Origin of the sequence: Arthrobacter sp. FB24, from assembly GCF_000196235.1 — a bacterium.
Taxonomy (GTDB): domain Bacteria; phylum Actinomycetota; class Actinomycetes; order Actinomycetales; family Micrococcaceae; genus Arthrobacter.
Genome location: NC_008541.1, coordinates 2,092,702 through 2,109,724, shown reverse-complemented (window position 1 = coordinate 2,109,724; position 17,023 = coordinate 2,092,702). Strand labels below are relative to the sequence as shown.

The following is a 17,023-nucleotide window of genomic DNA, read 5'->3' as shown; positions in this document are numbered from 1 at the left end:
GCTCACCACTTGTCCGGATGGATCAGCACTGCGAGCAGGTAACCGAACAGGGCGATTCCGGCGATGAGCAGGACCAGCCACATGATGGCGTCGGCGCTCATTGCCCGGCGTCCGGCCGGTCCTCGGCTCCGCCGACCATTCCGGCCAGGAAGTGGCCGATCCACATTACGAAGCCCATGGAAACCATGAGGATTCCGATCACAGCCATGTCGGCCATTGCAGGTTCCTTTCATCCGCGCCCCGTTTGCGGGGCTACTGACAGTCAAGTCCCCTCCGGACGGCAAAAAGCGGTTCCTGATGATTTCTTAACGCCGGACCGGCGGATCTTGACGCCGCCCTAACACCCTTACGGAACGGCGCGACGGTACCGCGCTGCGCCGCGCGTTTCGCCCCCGTCCCGGCGGGCAGCGACCGGCCCAGGCCGGCGGGCGTTGTCGCCGGCCCCAGGCTCACCGGCGGCACGCGCACTCCCGTTGCCGGGTCTCGGGACCTCTGGCCGGCGATGCCTTAGCCGACGTGGACCCATGGTCGTTTGGTGACGTCCGGTTCGGCTTCGCGGAGTACTTCTCGGGTCACCGGAGCGATTTCACCTTCGCCCAGGAAGAGGAACTTGAGCAGGTTGATGATCGGGTTGCCCTCCGTCCAGCGGAAGTAAATGTGCGGCATCAGGCCCGTCACGTCGCGGATGTGCAGCAGGACCGAGGCGATCGTGTTCGGCACGACCGGTCCGTGGACCTCCAGGATCTGGTATCCGTGCCGGGTCACGCCGCGGACCTCGAGTTCTGTCTCAAAGTCGGAGGAATCGTCCACGATCACTTCCAGGAACAGCGCCTGGTGCTCAAGCGGAAGGTGGCTGACCTCGATTGCGGAGGTCAACTTGTCCCGGTATGCCTCCGGGCTCAGCCGGAGGGGTTCGTGAGCGATGAGCGCGATCGGGCCGGACACGTTGGAGGACATGAATTCCAGCGCCTGCCGGTCCAGGTGGACGTGGGTGGCGTGGAGTTCAAAGGACCGCCGGATCCGGGAGAGCAACGAGATCACGATGATGCCTGCGATGAAGAACGAGGCGATCCGGATGCCCTCGGGCCGTTCAAAAATGTTGGCCACCGTCGTGTAAATGAACACCACGGCAATGACACCGAACCCCAGGGTGCGCTTGCTTTGCTGCCGCCGACGGGCCGACAGTGTGACCGCCACCGCAGCCGAGGTCATCAGCACCAGGACGCCGGTGGCGTAGGCGCCGCCCTGGGCGTCGACGTCGGCGTCGAAGAGCCAGGTGATCAGGAATCCGACCGCAGTGAACACGAGCACCAGCGGCCGCACCGCCCGCGCCCACCCCGGGGCCATACCGTAGCGGGGCAGGTACCGCGGGACCAGGTTCAGCAGGCCCGCCATCGCGGAGGCGCCGGCGAACCAGAGAATGGCGATGGTGCTCATGTCATACACGGTCCCGAAACCCGCGCCGAGGTACTCGTGGGCCAAAAACGCCAGGGCGCGGCCGTTGGCCTGGCCGCCGGGCTGGAATTCCTGCTCCGGGATCAGGATCACTGTGGTGAAGCTGGTGGTGATCAGGAAGGAACTCATGATGACTGCCGCGGTTGTCAGGAGCCGGCGGGCCCCCTCGATCCGGCCGACCGGTTTGTCCTCGGTATCCCCTGGCCGGCCCCTAATCTGTGGCATCACGGCGACCCCGGTCTCGAAACCGGACAGGCCCAGCGCCAGCTTCGGGAAGACCAGCAGCGCGATCCCGACCACCATGAACGGATTCCCGTGCGAGGTGGTCAGCGCGTGCCACCAGTCCCCCACAGCAACCGGATGGGTAACAGCCTCGAATACGGTCGCGGCCACCACCACCACATTCAGGCCCAGGTAAACACCGACCAGAACTACCGCCACACCGATGGCCTCCTTGAAGCCCCGCAGGAACACAGCCCCCAGCAGGGCCAGCAGGAACAGCGTGAGCAGCACGTTCTGTCCCTGCATCCAGGCCGGCGTGAAGGGATTCTGGAGCGCGTGCGCCGTGGCATCGGCTGCGGAGAGCGTCATGGTGATCATGAAGTCCGTCGCCGCGAACCCCAGAAGCACCAGCACCAAGAGCTTCCCGCCCCAGCGCGGCATCAACCTCTCCAGCATGGCGATGGACCCCTCACCCCGGTGGCTCTCCCCGGCTACCCGGCGGTACACGGGCAGGGCGCCGAGCAAGGTGACAGCGACCAGCACCACGGTCGCGAGCGGAGAGATCACGCCCGCCGCCAGCGCCGCGATTGCAGGCTGGTAACCCAAGGTGGAGAAGTAATCGACACCCGTCAGGCACATCACCTGCCACCACGGATGCTTCTTCAGGTGCGAATCGCTCACCGCTCCGGGCCCCTGGTGGATCCCCTTGGCGTCCACCAGGCCGAACAGCAGCCAGTTCCGGAAGTTGTCCCCGGCGCCCGGCCGAGCCGCCTGGGGATCCGCTGGCGGCCTGCTCATCGTGGTCATAGCAGCCTTCCCTGCGATGCGCGGCCATCGCGTTCACTGCCGACGATAACACCGGCTCAGCTCAGTGATCCCGGCCCCGGGACAATCTTGACGGATCCTTAACGCCGCGACGGCATGGGTGCCGGGTGCGGGGCTAGCCAGGACAGGAGGGGCCCGCAAAGTCGGCTCCTGCCTGCTGTGGCGGAGCCCCCGGCCGAATATCAGGGAGGCGGTGCCCGGGCCTCAACGTACAGGTTGAATCCGGCCCAAAATCGCTGACCGCTGGTTCGAGCAGGGCCGCGAAACGATCACCGCCCTGGGAGAGGCCGCCGTCAGCGTCACATCCCTGGACGTCACCGCGGGCACGCGCATGGCAGCCATCAGCGGTCTCCTGCTGCGCAGCGAAGCGATGTCCTCTTCCAAGATCGAACACATCGACGCCAACCGTACCGACTACGCCAAAGCGATGATCGGGCTGAGGCCAGCAGTGACGGACAGTCGATGGTGGCCGCCGCTGCCGCGGTAGAAGCCATGATTGCGGACGCCGGCCACTGCGGGGAAATCCGCCTCGAAGCGATGCTGTCCGCCCACCATGCCCTGATGAAGGATGACCCGGTGGATACGGCCTACGCGGGGACGCTCCGCGACATGCAGAACTGGATCGGCGGCAGCGACGACTCGCGCCGCTTCAGCCATGGCCGCCAAGGTGCAGCGGTACTTCGATCTGATCAACAACTGCCGGACTGGCGAGGTCGATCCGTTTGTTCTTTACCTGACCCGGTCCGCGCTGCACGCCTCCACGGCCGCAGTGGAATCGGTGGCGACACTGGATGCGCTGCCGGCCCTGTGGATGGAACTCCCCCGGCCCCGACAGAACTCTTCTGACTATGCCAACAGGTTCATGGCCCGGCACGCCGGCGCGGCCCTTCCGGATGACCGCTCATATAATCGGAGCATGCCAATCACACGTCTCAACCAAGGCCTCCTCGCCAAGCAGTCCTCTCACGACCAGTATGCGAGCGACCTGTGAGCGGCGGTCTTGTTGCCCTGCTGGACGACATCGCAGCCATTGCCCGCATAGCGGCCGCGTCGGTAGATGACGTCGCTGCCGGCGCCGCCAAGGCAGGGGCAAAGGCCGCTGGTGTGGTGATCGACGATGCTGCCGTCACCCCGCAGTACGTGTCCGGTGCGGACCCTTCCCGCGAACTGCCGATGATCAAGAAGATCTTCTGGGGATCGCTTCGGAACAAGCTGCTGATCATTCTGCCGGCGTTGCTTGCCGTCAGCGCTTTCCTTCCGGGAGCAATCCCGTTCATCCTCATGCTGGGTGGCACCTACCTCTGTTACGAGGGTGCCGAGAAGGTGTGGCACAAACTCCGTGGCCACCACTCCGCTGAAGAAGAAACTCCGGCGGTCGAGCGGGGACCTGCGGCGGAGGCCACGGTCATCAAGGGCGCCATCACCACCGACTTCATTCTGTCCTGCGAGATCATGGTCATCTCGATGAACGAGGTGGCCACCGAATCTCTGTGGGTCCGGGCGCTCATCCTGGTCGTCGTGGCCCTCGTGATCACGGTTGCCGTTTACGGTGCCGTCGCCCTCATCGTCAAGATGGATGACGTCGGCCTGCATCTGGCCGCCAAGGACTCCGCCGGTTCCCGGCGCACCGGCGAGCTCCTCGTCAAGGGTATGCCCTCGGTACTGGCCGCGATCACCCTGGTCGGGACGATTGCGATGCTCTGGGTCGGCGGGCACATCATGCTGCAGGGCGCTTACGACCTCGGTTGGCACGCGCCATACGACCTTGTCCATGTCCTCGAGCACCCCTTCGGCGGGATCCCGGTGGTGGGCAGCTTGCTGGCCTGGCTCGTGAACACGCTGTGCTCCGCCGTCCTCGGAATCGCCTGGGGCCTCGTCATCATGGCCATCGTGGGACCGCTGCTGAAAGTGCTGCCGTTCGGCCAAAAGAAAAACGGGCATGACGGGAGCAGCGCTGCAGGGGACCGTCCCGTGAAACGCGGGGCCGATTCGGCCTCGTAGCCGTGCCCGAGGGGGTAGCCCGAAATCCTGCTCTGGCTCAAGGAGGGGCTCTGAGACCCCTCGATGAGTTCCGCTCCGAGCTCGCCGCCTGAGAGGCCGACGGCGTAATCATCACCCTGGTCAGCGCGTACCGGTATTTCACCTCCCAGGCAACGGTCCATGAAGGGTACGTCGCCGTCTTCGGGCGACCGGCGGCCGAGGCTGTCAGCCGAGCAGATCACCGGCTACGCCTACGAACCCTGACATCTCCGCTGCATCGGAGTGGACGCCGCCACCGACATCGCCGCCCGCGACATCACGCTTGAGGAGTACGCAGGAGCGCAGCCCTCCCGCTAGCGGCATGGCCTCAGGTGGTCGCGTTGACCGCGCCCCCGCCGCCGATGAACACCTCTACCGCGATCACGTGTGCCTCCGTCAGACCCCGGTCAGCGCTTGGCTTCTCCAAAAGCGCTGGCCGGCCACAGGTGCGGGCCCACTCGCGCGCGTCGGGTCCGAGCACGTCATCGATCCACACGACCGAGTCCCAGTCGTCGGACGCCTCCATCCTGGCCAGCCACCTGGCCACCGACCGCAGCTTCGGTGTCGGGTCGTCGGCGTCGGCCGGGCGCAGCAGGAGGGTCACCCGCAACGGTTCGGTCTCGAGCTGCAGCTGCTCCTCAAGCTGGGCGGTCATCTCCGCCGGCCACGTCGACACCCACGCAATCCGACCGCACCGCGCCAGCCGCCGGACCAACGCGGTCCTCACGTCTGTGAGCTGCGGGTCGGGCCGGATAGCACCCGGCCGGGCACGGAGGGCCGGGTTCAGTACACCGTCGATGTCGAGCAGGATGATCGGCTTCAACGTCATGGCCGGAGCCTAACACCGTGGGCACAGCACTGAACAAGGCGACGACGGAGAAGAGCAGGCCGAAGACCGCGATGGAGTACCCGACGCGCATGGTTGCAAATGGCAGACGAGCGCATTCTCCCTTACCACAAAGTGCATAGCCGGATGGCGGATTGCCTCGTATGCCTCGACTACCTCCGCCGCGGCCGCGTGGGCTTTGCACCATCGACGGTCAGACGCCGTCGGTGTCTACGGACGCACGCGCCGGCCACAATGATTGCTTAACGAGAATCTGAAGGAGGCTTGACCACCATGTTCACGAAGAAGGGTGACGCGGCTGTTCTCAGCAAACTCAGTGACTCCCCCTCAGAGTACCGGGCGATCGGAGAACGCCTGCATAGTATCGTCCGGGAGAGCGCACCCTCGTTAGAGCCGATCGTACGCTGAGGTCTCCCGTTCTACGTCAAGGACGGCAAGGACATCCGCTACATCAAACCGGATAAGGACTTCATCGCGTTCGGCTTTGGCGACGTTGTGAACCCCGCTCGTGAAGAGGACACCCACATGCACCCGGTCGCGTGGACCATCACCTCGCCGGATGCTGCGACGGAAGCCAAAATCCGCGCGCTCGTCGAGAAAGCGGTCGCCTGACACGGACCCCTGCCGGAAAGTCGGCGCCGGCCGTGTTCAAGACGAGCCGGTGCCGGCGTGTAACAGTGGAGAGCTCCGGCTGTTCCCCATAGGCTTTCGTCGATCCGCCACCGGCACGGTAACGGCTGCCGCCTAGGGTTGCGCTTACCTGATGCCCTCTTGGCGGGATAGTGCCCATAGCAGCCTGAATCTTCCGAATGATCGACCCGAGGACGCCGGACGCGAGAAGTCCGGAACTGAGGGGACCGGCGGAGTTCTCGCCGAGTGGTGGCAACTGCTGAAGCGGCGCCCTGACTTGGGAATTCATGTGGCTGCAGAGTTTCTGCAGGAGCAACCCGGGCTCAGATTCTCCCTCGACTTTTGGCTCGCCGGCAGAGATGCGCTCGGCGGTGCGCCGGTCGACCTAGGCGATGTAGTCTTCGAGGTCGCTGGCCCGATGCGCCAAACGCCCCTCCCACCGATCCGGATCCCGCGAAGCTCCCCTGTCTTGATGAGCTGTGTTTGGCTTGGGCGTCCCGTGGCCTCAGCTTTAGAAGCTCAACGACCAAAAGGCCAGCCCCACCCAGGCCCGGAATCGAGTACTACAGTGGATGTATGGCTGCCAGCCGCAATCCGCTCGACGACCTGCGCGAAACCATCGGCCATCTGGCCGATCAGCTCAAGCTGCCACATTCGGAGCGCGTCGATGACCTGGTCGGCGATCTCATAGGTGCGAGGCCCGGTCCGGCCCGGCCACTGTCCGAGGTGCAGGCCGAGCTCGACGCGCTGGTCGGACTGGAGACCGTAAAGGAACAGGTGCGGGCCCTCGTCGCATTGCTCCAAGTCCAGGCCCGCCGTAAGGCGCACGGCCTGCCGGAGGTGGCCACCTCACAGCATCTGGTGTTCCTCGGAAACCCGGGCACGGGCAAGACCACTGTGGCGCGGCTCCTGGCCGAGATGTACCGCGCGGTCGGTCTGCTGCAGAAAGGCCACCTGGTCGAGGTCGACCGTTCGGGCCTGGTGGGGCAGTTCGTCGGCGCGACGGCCATCAAGACGGACCGGGTGATCCGGCGTGCGCTGGACGGCGTCCTGTTTATCGACGAGGCCTACGCGCTGACCCCGGAGGACGGCCGCATGGACTTCGGCCCCGAGGCGATCGAGGTCCTGCTCAAGCGGATGGAGGACCACCGCCACCGGCTGGTCGTGATCGTGGCCGGGTACCCGCGCCTGATGGAGTCCTTCTTGCTCTCGAACCCCGGACTGCGCTCACGGTTCGCCCGCGAGATCACGTTCCCCGACTACTCCGTCGACGCACTCCAGACGATCTTCCACCAGCTGCTGGCCCAGCACGAGTACACGCTGGAGCCCGGTGCCGACCAGATGCTGCGCCGGATCCTCACCGGGCTCCACGCGGGCGAGGACTCCGGCAACGCACGGTTCGCCCGCACGCTGTTCGAGCAGGCGCTCAACCGCCAGGCGCTGCGGCTGTCGCTCGACGAGGAACAAAGTCTTGACGCGCTCGATCGTGAGGCCGTCATGACGCTAACAACGGACGACATCGTTGAGGCCGCACTGGCCTTGGGCGAGGAGCCGGAGCCGGAGCCGCCGCCGGAACCTGAGCGGTCGCGTTGGTGGCGCTGGCTGGCCTGACCGAATCTGCAGCGGCTGTCAGGAGATGCCCGTCCCGCCCCCGAGCGGGAAAAGCACCACAGTTTCACAAGCCCTAGCTGACCTCCCCCGGCCTTCAACGTAGCGGTGCGGCGCCAACACCGAGCGGGACCACCTCGAGTCAGAGCACCCCCAGGTGAAAAGTGGACTGCTCATCGCTCCCTCGCTAGGCGGTGCCGAGGGCCGAGGTAGATCCCGAGCTTGTGTCGACCAGCGTGCCGTCCATATCCCAGAGAACGGCCTGAAGGTTGTCGCGGTTTCGTGACTCCATACTGTTATCAGTGCGCCCGAGTGAAGTTATTCAGTGCGTAGTCGAGAACGCTTGAGAAATCGTCCGCCTCCACAGCATCGACGTAACTGGCACTGGGCAGCGGGTCGCACCTGAACGTGCCGGGGCGGCTCAGGTAGGACTTGCCCGTGTAGGCGGATGTGCCGCGCAGGTCCCCTGGCCTCCGGCCAGAGACTACACTGCCGTGGTGTTGCCTTGAATTGCACTAAGCAGTTCGCGGACTGCCGCGGCCCCTTCGTCGGAGGAGAAGTCTGAACTCAAACCGACGACGCTGACACCGGCATCGAGATAGCGGCGTGCTGTTGCCGATTTCATACCGCCAGTGGCGACAAAACGGACGTCTGGAAACGGCCCTTTCATTGCTCTCAGCCAATCGGGACCCAGTACCGATGCTGGGAATGCTTTCAGCCATGTCAGGCCGAGCGCTTTCGCCCGCAGGATCTCACTGGCTGTGGCCACTCCGGGCAAGTGGGGCATGCTGCGTCGGATGCTTTCCTTGATGATGCCTTCGTCAAGGCCGGGAGAGACTGTGAATGATGCGTTGGCGGATGCCGCGGCGTCCAGTTGGTCGGCACTCATGATGGTGCCTGCGCCCACGGCCACACCGCGTTCGGCTGCGGCGCCGGCCACAGCAGCGAGCGTGGGGACGGCTTCCGGTGTTTCGATCGTGACTTCGACATGCTCGACGCCGGCGTCCCACGCCCGCGTGGCGTTCCGTACTGCTTCGGCGGGTGTTAGTCCGCGGAGCACGGCTATCACCGGGACCCGGAAGAAACCGTCGTCGAACCAGTCATGCGTGAGTTTGTGTGCCAAGGTTGTTCTCTTTCTGGGTAATCGTGATGGCAGTTGGGCAGCACCCGCGTCAGCTGACGCCGACGCGGGTGCCGTTGGTACCGAAACTGCGGGGTTTAGTTCCGTGGCCCGGTCGGAAGTCGGCGCGGGTGCCCAGTGTCCAGGCTGCGAAGGAGTGGCCCAGGGCGAGCCGGTCCTCGGGGTTGTCTCCGCGGAGCAACCCGGCCAGATAACCCGCGGCAAAGGCGTCGCCAGCCCCCACTGGTTCGACGACGTCGACGTGGTTGGCTGGTACGCGGAAGACACGTTCATCCCGGTTGCGGTCCCTGAAGAATTCGACAGCCTCTAAGGCTGAGTCTTTGATGACGACATGCCGCGGTCCCGGCAGAAGCTCCGATACCTCTTCTGCGGTGGTGCAGCCCCATAATGTTTCAGCTTCGTCGAGGCCCACGAGGACAACGGTGGATAGGCGGGCCAGTTCCAGCAGACGCGGGCCCGCAACGTCGACAGTCCACAGGGCGGGGCGGTAGTTGACGTCGAAGGAGACTTTGTAGCCTGATGGACCAGCCCCCGCCAGGAGATGCTCCGTCAGCGCCGAGCAACTGTGCGAGAGTGCGGCGTTGATGCCGCTGGTGTGGATCCAGCCCGTCTGCTCCAGCGGCCACGCTTCGGAATCGGACGGCGCCATCCGGGAGGCAGCGGAGCCGGCACGGTAGTAAAGCGCCCTGGCGCCGTGCCCGACGTCGGGGTCCTTGAAGTAGACCCCTGTAGGGGACGTACTGTCGCGCACCACCCAGCTGACATCCACGCCACGGCTGGAAAGTCCGTCCACAATTCGTTCACCGAACGGGTCCCGGCCGACACGGCTGGCCCAGCCGGACCGGTAACCGAATTCGGCCAGGTGCGCCGCAACGTTGGATTCCGCTCCCCCGTAGCCGAGCAGGCATTCTTCCGCGTCACGGAGCGGCTCAGCCCTGGCGGGGGTGACCACAGCCATGGTTTCCCCGACGCAGAGCACATCCAGAAGGGTCATTTCACTGCTCCTGCGGTGAGGCCGCTGACGAAGAACCTGCCCAGGACAAGGTAGAGCAGGACGGTCGGAGCAGCCACGAGCACTGCGCCGGCCATCAGCTCGGAGTAGTCCACGGTAGTGGTTCCGATGAGGTTGTTCAGGGTTACGGTAGCAGGCCACGCTGCCGGGGAGGCCAGGATGAAGCCGAAGAGGAAGTCGTTCCAGATGTTGGTGCACTGGAAGATTCCGGCGACGACGAAGCCCGGCACGGAGAGCGGGAGCATCACACGGACGTAGGTCTTCCAGATGCCGGCACCGTCGATGGAGGCTGCTTCGATGATGGCGGTCGGGATGCCCTCGTAGTAGTTGCGGAAGATCAGCGTGGTGATCGGTATGCCGTAGATGATGTGGACCAGGATCAGGCCGATGATGCTGCCTTGGAGGTGCAGCATGTTGAGGAACTGGAAGACGGGGATGATAACGGCCTGGAACGGTATGAACATGCCCACGAGCAGAACCGTGAAGAGGGCGTTGGATCCCCGGAAGGGGAACTTGGACAGAACGTAGCCGTTGATCGAGCCCAACAGGCACGAGACCAGCGCCGCCGGGACTGTGATCTGAAGTGAGTTCGCCAGCGATCCGTGAAGCTTGGTCCAGGCGCCTTTAAAGGCGCCCAGGCTCGGCGCATCCGGGAAGGCTAGGAAGAAGTTCGGAGCTCCGGTACTTCCTGACAGGGCCGTGGTGATGATGACGTAAACCGGCACGAGCATGCCGAGAGTCGCGAGGGTACAAACAGCCAGGACAATCCAGCCGCCGGCAGTTCTCGGAATGCTCCAGGACCGGGGCTTGGGGGCCAGCTTCTTCGGGCGCTGTCGTGGCGCCTGGACAGATCGGGACGTGGTCGGTTCGAGGGTTTCGACGGCCATTGCTATGCCTTTCGCTCTTTCCGGTATCCGCGTACGAGGTAGGGGACGATCACCACGAGGGTCAGCAGGAGCAGGATGATCGCCATTGCCGAGGCTTTGTCGTAACGGCTGGTGAGGTAGTTGTAGATGTAAATGCCGGGCACGTCGGTGACGAATCCCGGGCCGGAACCTGACATGGCGACGACGAGGTCGAAGATCTTCAGGGCCACGTGAAGCAGGAGCACGAAGCAGGTGATGGTGGAGGGCCACAGCTGCGGCAGCACGATGTACCGAAGTCGCTGCCAGACGTTCGCGCCGTCAACATTGGCCGCTTCAAGGTGTTCCTCCGGGATGGAGGCAAGGCCGGCCAGGTACATGGCCATGGCGAAACCCACGAGCTGCCATGCGGCCGCAAAGATGATGGGCAGCAGCGCCACCGGAATGCCGAACTGGACCTTCAGGAAGTCGGTTCCCGAGGGGTCGTTCAGGGCTCCCAGGATCGTGGTGTCCGTGGTCCACCCCGGAGGGTTCTCGATTCCCATGCTTCGAAGAATCTCGTTGACGCCAGTGGCGGGGGCAAAGATCCAGCGCCACGCGACACCGGTAACGATGAAGGACAGCGCGTAGGGCAGGAGGAAGACCGTCCGGAACAGGCCCTTACCCACCGAAACATGGTGGATGAACAGCGCGGCGACCAGTCCGCCGAGGATGGCCAGGACCAGGAAAATGATCGTGAAGACCACCACATTGCGGATGTCCGCCTGGAAGCGCTGTTCCTGGACCAGTTCGGCGTAGGTCCCTCCGAACGGCTGGCGGAGCGTGAGGTTTGGGCTGGTTCCGATCTTCCAGTTCGAGAGGGAGATGTAGACCGTGATCCCGATAAAAACGTAGACGAAGAGAAAACTGACCAGCAGGCTGGGTGCAAAGATCCAGGCGGCTCGGCGGGATGTCTTGACGTTGTGAGGCACTTGTTTCTTCGACCGGGGACCGGCGGGTGCCGGTGGCCGTGCTGTTGAGATTGTCATGAGTGAACTGATCCTGTCCGGGGGTGTGGCTGCAGTGACCTGCAGCCACACCCTTTCCGACGTGGTTGGCTGACCTGCTATTACAGCTGGGTCTTCTGGGCCTGCGTCATGCTGGCGATGAAGGCATCGGTGTTGCCGCTGCCGTTGAAGGTGGAGACGGCGTCGGCGTACGTCTGGGCGAATTCGGCTCCGGCGGCCTGGGCATGGGCCAGCGAGGAGACCACTGCGCCTGAGGCGAGGCTCTTGGCGGCTTCCTGCTGGTATTCGGACAACCCCGAGATGTCGGCCGAGGTCACTGCGGGGATTGAACCCTTCTTGGCGGCGAATTCGGTCTGGATCTTCGGGTCCATCAACGTCTTCAACCAGGCCCGGGCGGCTTCGGCATGCGGAATATTGTTCGCCGGGATGGAGAAGCCGTCACCTACGTAGTCGAAGATGTCCTCTTTGCCGGGGAAGGCCACCCAGGCGAAGTCCGTGCCGGGCTTCTTTCCGGCGTTGAGCAACTCACCGTAGGCCCAGTCCCCCATGAGATTGACCGCGCATTCGCCGTCGGCCATTTTCTTCGCGGCTTCATCCCAGGTGATAGCGGAGTGATCCTTATTGGCGAAGGAGAGGATGGTCTTGTAGTCCTCCAGCGCCTGCTTCACCTCGGGGGCGTCGAAGGAATACTCGCTGGTGAACAGCTTCGTCCAGTTGTCCGCACCCGCCCTGGACATGATGAGTGACTCCAGCAGCTGGGATGAGGCGAAGATGTCCTTGTCGCCCAGGCAGAGCGGCGTGGTCCCGCTGGCCTGCACCTGCTCCAGGCTGGAGATCAGCCCGTCGATGCCGGCATCGGCATCGATCGTGACGTTCGCCTTGGAGAGCACGGCGGGGTTGGTCCAGAGGACGTTCCCGCGGTGGACGCCGATCGGGACGGTGTAGTACTTGCCGTCGACCTGTTGGGCTTCGGCCACGTCCTTGGGCATTTGCGACGCCCAGTCACCCTCGGTCCACAAGTCAGTCAGATCGGCTACCTGCCCGCCGTCCACGTAACTCTTCAGCTGCCCGGCAGGGTGTACCTGCCAGGCGTCCGGCGGGCTTCCGGCCTGGAGCCTCGCGGCCAGGGCCTGCCGCGCGTTGGCGCCGCCGCCGCCGGAGACCGCGGCGTTGTCCACGGACAGGCCCGGCTTGGCCGCCTTCACCCCGTCGATCAGCACATTGAGTGCGTCGGCCTCGGATCCGGAGGTCCACCAGGAGGTGATTTCGAGTTTGTCGGTCCCTCCCCCGGACGAGCTTCCGGCGGGGGTGTTGGCGGCACATCCGCTTACTGCAATGAGGCTTGCTGCTGCTGTTACGGCCAGCGAAATCCTGAGCTTGTTTGGTGCACGCATGACTACTCTCCTTTGGGTTGTCAGACGCCGGATAAGGCCCGGCTAGAGCCTGCGTTGTGGTTCAGATTACATAGTTAAGTAGATCGATGCAATAGCTTCCCGGCCCGAATCGCCACCTTCCACCGCCATCGCCTTGAACGATGGCCGCGAGTGCGGCATATACCTACAATCACGCAGAATCTACCCGTGAGAAGATTGTTAGATCGGTCTACCAATATCCTCAGAAACATGATAGAAATACTGGAACAAGCCCTGAAGGAGGTGGAAGAGTAATGAAAAGAGTGACGCTGAACGATGTCAGCAGGGCAGCCGGGGTATCGCGATCTACTGCATCCCTGGTGCTGAGGGAAAGTAGCCGCATACCGGAGGCAACGTCGGACCGCGTACGGCTGGCCATGGCCGAACTCGGCTATGTCTACAACAGGCATGCCGCGAACATGCGCCGTAGTGAATCCATGACCCTCGGACTGATCGTGACGGACATCCGCAACCCCTACTTCGCAGGGTTGACCATGACCATCGAGGAAGAAGCGCATGACGCCGGGTACACCCTTCTCGTGGGGTACAGCCGGGATGACATGGAGCGCCAAAATCGGCAGCTCGAGGCCATGGTCCAGCAGCAGGTCGACGGGATTTTCCTGTTGCCGGCCACGGGGTCGGAACTCGCCCCGGTCTGCGGCATCATTGACCGCTCTTCCGTCCCGGTGCTGCAGATTGCCCGCTACTTCTCCAAAGAACTGGACTATGTGGGCCCGGACAACATTGCCGCCGGCGGGCAGCTGGCCCGCCATGTGTCCTCCCTCGGAGCAGCGTCAGCGGTGCTGATCGGCGGTCCGGAGCAGTCCTCGGCGCGGACCGAGCGGATCAAGGGCCTGGAAGCCGGGTTCACGGGAACCGGCGTAGCTTTCGATGCCTCCCTTTCCGCCGCAACGACTTCGAATAATGCCGTCGGCGGCTCCGAAGGCGTGGCCCGGGTCCTGGACCAGGGAATCTGGCCGGACTGCATCATCGCCTACAGTGACGCGGTCGCACTGGGCATCTATGCCGAACTCCGCCGGCGAAACCTGGAACCGGGCCGTGACATCTCGGTGGCGAGCTTCGACGACATCGCCATGGCGGAACTGCTGCTGCCGCCGCTGACCTCCGTGTCCACCTACCCGGAGCGGATCGGGAGTACGGCGGCAGAGCTGCTGCTGAAGCGTATCCGCAACCCGGCGCTGGAACCCCAGCGCGCCCTCATTGAACCGGCCCTGAAAGTCAGAGCTTCCACCGCCCAATGGCGACCCAGATCCTAGGAGAACACCATGCCAGCATTGAAATGGGGCCTGATCGGCGCCAGCGACATCGCCGCCACCCGGGTTGTCGGTGCAATCCGGGCCAGCGGCGGAGATATAGTCGGGGTCTTCAGCGCCTCCGCAGACCGGGCGCGCGACTTCGCCGGAAGCCTCGGACTGCCCCGGTTCACCACTGATCTGGACGAGTTGCTAGGCCTGGGGATCGACGCCGTCTATATTTCCTCCACCAACGACAAGCATTTCGACCAGGCAACCCGGGCGCTCCAGGCAGGCAAGCATGTGCTGTGCGAGAAGCCGCTCGCCCTTGACGCCGGCCAGGCCGAGGCCATGGTGGAGCTTGCCGAGGACCTGAACCTCGTCCTCGCCGCCAACCACCATCTGCCGGGCAGCCCCCTGCACGTCACGGTCCGCGAACTCGTCGACTCCGGAACCATCGGAACGGTCCTTTCCGCGAAAGTCGCCCATGCCGTGCTCCTTCCGGAGCGGCTGCGCGGCTGGCGGCTGGGGCAGGGAACTCCCGGAAGCGGGGTGATCCTGGACATCACCTGCCACGACGCTTCGGTCCTGAACCCGCTGCTGGGCACCCCCGTGGCCGTCACCGCCATGGCGGTCCAACAGGCCGAATGGAACATCGGCGGCCAGGAAGACGCCGCCATGACGGTCATCCGCTACGAACGGGACGGCGCACCGCCGGTCCTTGCGCAGACCCACGATTCCTTCACGGTCGGATACGCTGCGACGTCCCTCGAGGTCCACGGCACCAAGGGCACCATCCAGGTCATCGACGCCATGACACAGGACACCAAGGGGCAAGTGGTCCTGACCAAGGCTGACGGTACCCGGACGGTCGACGTCGACTGTTCCGATGATCTCTACGTGATCGGCCTGCGTGCCTTCACCGCAGCCGTTGAAGGCAGCGGCAGCCCAACGGCCACCGGCCGGGACGGCCTGATGGCGGTCAAAGTAGCCCTGGCGGCGCAGGAATCCGCCACCTCCGGCCGCACCGTCCACATCTACTAACAGCCAGAAAGAACGCCATGCAGAAGGTACAGATCCTCTCCGCCCGCGATGCGGCGGACCTCATCAACGACGACGACGTCATCACCGTCAGTTCCTCCAGCGCCCTCGGGTGCCCGGACAGTGTCCTCGCCGGCATCGGCCAGCGGTTCGAGGAAACCTCCCACCCGGTCAACCTGACGTCCGTGCACCCGATCGCCGCCGGCGACATGTACGGGGTCAAGGGCATCGACCACATTGCCCGGCGGGGGCTGCTGCGCAAGGTGATCGCCGGTTCCTACCCCTCCGGCCCGTCCAGCGCCGAGCCGCCCCTGATCTGGCAGATGATCGAGCGCGACGAAGTGGAGGCCTACAACTTCCCGTCCGGGGTGATCTACCAGATGCACCGCACCGCGGCGGCGAAGCAGCCGGGCGTCTTCACGCAGGTGGGCCTGGACACCTTCATCGACCCCCGCCTCCAGGGCGGGCGGATGAACAGCACCACGCCGGCAAACCATGTGGAAACCGCCACCCTGGCCGGGAAGGAGTGGCTGTTCTTCCCCTCAGTGATCCCGAACGTCGCCATCATCCGTGCCACCACCGCCGACGAATACGGCAACCTGACCTTCGAGGACGAAGGATCCCCGCTCGGGGCCCTGGACCTGGCTTACGCAGCGCACAATAACGGCGGCGTCGTCATCGCCCAGGTCAAGCGCCTGGCCGAAGCGGGAAGCCTGCACCCGCAGCACGTAAAGGTTCCCGGCATCCTCGTCGACGCCATCGTGATCGCCGAAGACCAGCTACAGACCACCCTGACCCCCAACGACCCCGCGATCTCCGGGCAGCTGCGCAGGCCCCTGGGCTCGCTCCCCCACATCGCTTTCTCCCTGGAGAAGATCACCGCCCGCCGGGCCGCCCAGGAACTGAAAGCCGGCGAAATCGTCAACCTCGGCTTCGGGGTCTCCGCCCTCGTCCCCCACGTCCTGGTCGAAGAAAGCCAGGGACGGGAAGTCAGCTGGGTCATCGAGCAGGGTGCCGTCGGCGGCATCCCCCTGCTGGACTTCGCATTCGGATGCGCCCAGAACCCCGACGCCATCATGCCCAGCATTGACCAGTTCACCCTCCTGCAAGGCGGCGGGTTCCACCGCTCGCTGCTGTCCTTCCTGGAAATAGACCGGCACGGAAACGTCAACGTCCACCACCTGCCCAGGAAGCGCCACGTCACAGCGGGCGTCGGCGGATTCGCAGACATCACCTCCTCGGCCCCGGAGATCATCTTCATGGGCGCTTTCACCGCCGGACGCCGGGACATTTCCGCCGGCAAGACCGGCCTCGACATCCGCGCCGACGGTCCCTTCACGAAGCTCGTCAACGATGTCTCGGCCGTCACATTCTCCGGACCCCGGGCCCTGGCCCGCGGACAAAAGGTCAAGTACATCACCGAGCGCGCGGTCCTTGAGCTGACCGCCGCAGGGCTTGTGGTCACCGAAATTGCGCCCGGCGTCGACCTGCAGAAAGACGTCCTGGACCGCTGTGAATTCCCGCTGATCGTCTCCGAGGACCTGCGCACCATGGACCTCGCCCTCTTCGCCGACGCCCCTGTCGGCATGCACCTTCCGGCGCTGCCGCTCCATGAACGGATCGAACAGCGCTCCCATTCGCTGGCCGCCCGCTGACGCACGGCCGAAACGCCTGAAAGGACCCCTGCA

At 64.6% G+C, this 17,023-nt stretch carries 16 protein-coding genes; 6 read left to right on the top strand and 10 right to left on the bottom strand.

Going from position 1 to position 17,023, the window contains the following annotated elements:
- Nucleotides 1–2: 2 nt before the first annotated feature.
- The 3 genes from ARTH_RS23495 to ARTH_RS23865 form a co-directional block, all read right to left on the bottom strand.
- Complete coding sequence (locus ARTH_RS23495) at nucleotides 3–101, bottom strand: potassium-transporting ATPase subunit F (protein WP_083812686.1); 99 nt, start codon at nucleotides 99–101, stop codon at nucleotides 3–5.
- A gap of 406 nt (nucleotides 102–507) precedes the next feature.
- On the bottom strand, nucleotides 508–2,484 hold the full coding sequence (locus ARTH_RS09495; RefSeq protein WP_011691724.1) for an amino acid transporter: 1,977 nt from the start codon (nucleotides 2,482–2,484) through the stop codon (nucleotides 508–510).
- A 432-nt stretch (nucleotides 2,485–2,916) separates the two neighbouring features.
- On the bottom strand, nucleotides 2,917–3,159 hold the full coding sequence (locus ARTH_RS23865) for a hypothetical protein (protein WP_156810659.1): 243 nt from the start codon (nucleotides 3,157–3,159) through the stop codon (nucleotides 2,917–2,919).
- Here ARTH_RS23865 and ARTH_RS09490 point away from each other — a divergent pair.
- Both ARTH_RS09490 and ARTH_RS09485 read left to right on the top strand, forming a co-directional pair.
- Nucleotides 3,158–3,493 (top strand): hypothetical protein, encoded by a 336-nt coding sequence (locus tag ARTH_RS09490; protein ID WP_043429696.1) that lies wholly within the window; start codon nucleotides 3,158–3,160, stop codon nucleotides 3,491–3,493. The two genes, ARTH_RS23865 and ARTH_RS09490, sit on opposite strands and share 2 nt — an antisense overlap.
- On the top strand, nucleotides 3,490–4,503 hold the full coding sequence (locus tag ARTH_RS09485) for a DUF808 domain-containing protein (protein WP_011691722.1): 1,014 nt from the start codon (nucleotides 3,490–3,492) through the stop codon (nucleotides 4,501–4,503). Before ARTH_RS09490 ends, ARTH_RS09485 begins: the two co-directional genes overlap by 4 nt.
- A 204-nt stretch (nucleotides 4,504–4,707) precedes the next feature.
- Here ARTH_RS09485 and ARTH_RS23860 read toward each other — a convergent pair whose 3' ends face one another.
- Both ARTH_RS23860 and ARTH_RS09480 read right to left on the bottom strand, forming a co-directional pair.
- Nucleotides 4,708–4,845 (bottom strand): hypothetical protein, encoded by a 138-nt coding sequence (locus ARTH_RS23860; RefSeq protein WP_156810658.1) that lies wholly within the window; start codon nucleotides 4,843–4,845, stop codon nucleotides 4,708–4,710.
- Between the two features lie 4 nt (nucleotides 4,846–4,849).
- Nucleotides 4,850–5,350 (bottom strand): HAD domain-containing protein, encoded by a 501-nt coding sequence (locus ARTH_RS09480; protein WP_011691721.1) that lies wholly within the window; start codon nucleotides 5,348–5,350, stop codon nucleotides 4,850–4,852.
- 1,224 nt (nucleotides 5,351–6,574) lie between these two features.
- Between ARTH_RS09480 and ARTH_RS09470 the strand changes: the two genes are divergently transcribed.
- Nucleotides 6,575–7,609 (top strand): AAA family ATPase, encoded by a 1,035-nt coding sequence (locus ARTH_RS09470; protein ID WP_011691720.1) that lies wholly within the window; start codon nucleotides 6,575–6,577, stop codon nucleotides 7,607–7,609.
- Nucleotides 7,610–8,090: 481 nt separating this feature from the next.
- Here the strand turns inward: ARTH_RS09470 and ARTH_RS09465 are convergent, their stop codons facing one another.
- The 5 genes from ARTH_RS09465 to ARTH_RS09445 all read right to left on the bottom strand — a co-directional run bounded on the left by ARTH_RS09465 (nucleotide 8,091) and on the right by ARTH_RS09445 (nucleotide 13,023).
- Nucleotides 8,091–8,729 (bottom strand): bifunctional 4-hydroxy-2-oxoglutarate aldolase/2-dehydro-3-deoxy-phosphogluconate aldolase, encoded by a 639-nt coding sequence (locus tag ARTH_RS09465; RefSeq protein WP_011691719.1) that lies wholly within the window; start codon nucleotides 8,727–8,729, stop codon nucleotides 8,091–8,093.
- A 49-nt stretch (nucleotides 8,730–8,778) separates the two neighbouring features.
- A complete protein-coding gene (locus tag ARTH_RS09460) occupies nucleotides 8,779–9,741 on the bottom strand; it encodes a sugar kinase (protein ID WP_011691718.1) in 963 nt (320 codons plus the stop codon).
- Complete coding sequence (locus ARTH_RS09455) at nucleotides 9,738–10,646, bottom strand: carbohydrate ABC transporter permease (protein WP_011691717.1); 909 nt, start codon at nucleotides 10,644–10,646, stop codon at nucleotides 9,738–9,740. The genes ARTH_RS09460 and ARTH_RS09455 overlap by 4 nt, the downstream gene beginning before the upstream one ends.
- A gap of 2 nt (nucleotides 10,647–10,648) precedes the next feature.
- A complete protein-coding gene (locus ARTH_RS09450) occupies nucleotides 10,649–11,593 on the bottom strand; it encodes a carbohydrate ABC transporter permease (RefSeq protein ID WP_043429695.1) in 945 nt (314 codons plus the stop codon).
- A 137-nt stretch (nucleotides 11,594–11,730) separates the two neighbouring features.
- On the bottom strand, nucleotides 11,731–13,023 hold the full coding sequence (locus tag ARTH_RS09445; protein ID WP_011691715.1) for an ABC transporter substrate-binding protein: 1,293 nt from the start codon (nucleotides 13,021–13,023) through the stop codon (nucleotides 11,731–11,733).
- Nucleotides 13,024–13,295: 272 nt separating this feature from the next.
- On the opposite strand from ARTH_RS09445, the gene ARTH_RS09440 reads away from it, so the two are divergent.
- The 3 genes from ARTH_RS09440 to ARTH_RS09430 are packed head-to-tail and all read left to right on the top strand — an operon-like array spanning nucleotide 13,296 to nucleotide 16,990.
- Complete coding sequence (locus tag ARTH_RS09440; protein ID WP_011691714.1) at nucleotides 13,296–14,318, top strand: LacI family DNA-binding transcriptional regulator; 1,023 nt, start codon at nucleotides 13,296–13,298, stop codon at nucleotides 14,316–14,318.
- A 9-nt stretch (nucleotides 14,319–14,327) separates the two neighbouring features.
- A complete protein-coding gene (locus ARTH_RS09435) occupies nucleotides 14,328–15,338 on the top strand; it encodes a Gfo/Idh/MocA family protein (RefSeq protein WP_011691713.1) in 1,011 nt (336 codons plus the stop codon).
- Nucleotides 15,339–15,355: 17 nt separating this feature from the next.
- A complete protein-coding gene (locus ARTH_RS09430) occupies nucleotides 15,356–16,990 on the top strand; it encodes an acyl CoA:acetate/3-ketoacid CoA transferase (RefSeq protein ID WP_011691712.1) in 1,635 nt (544 codons plus the stop codon).
- Nucleotides 16,991–17,023: the final 33 nt, after the last annotated feature.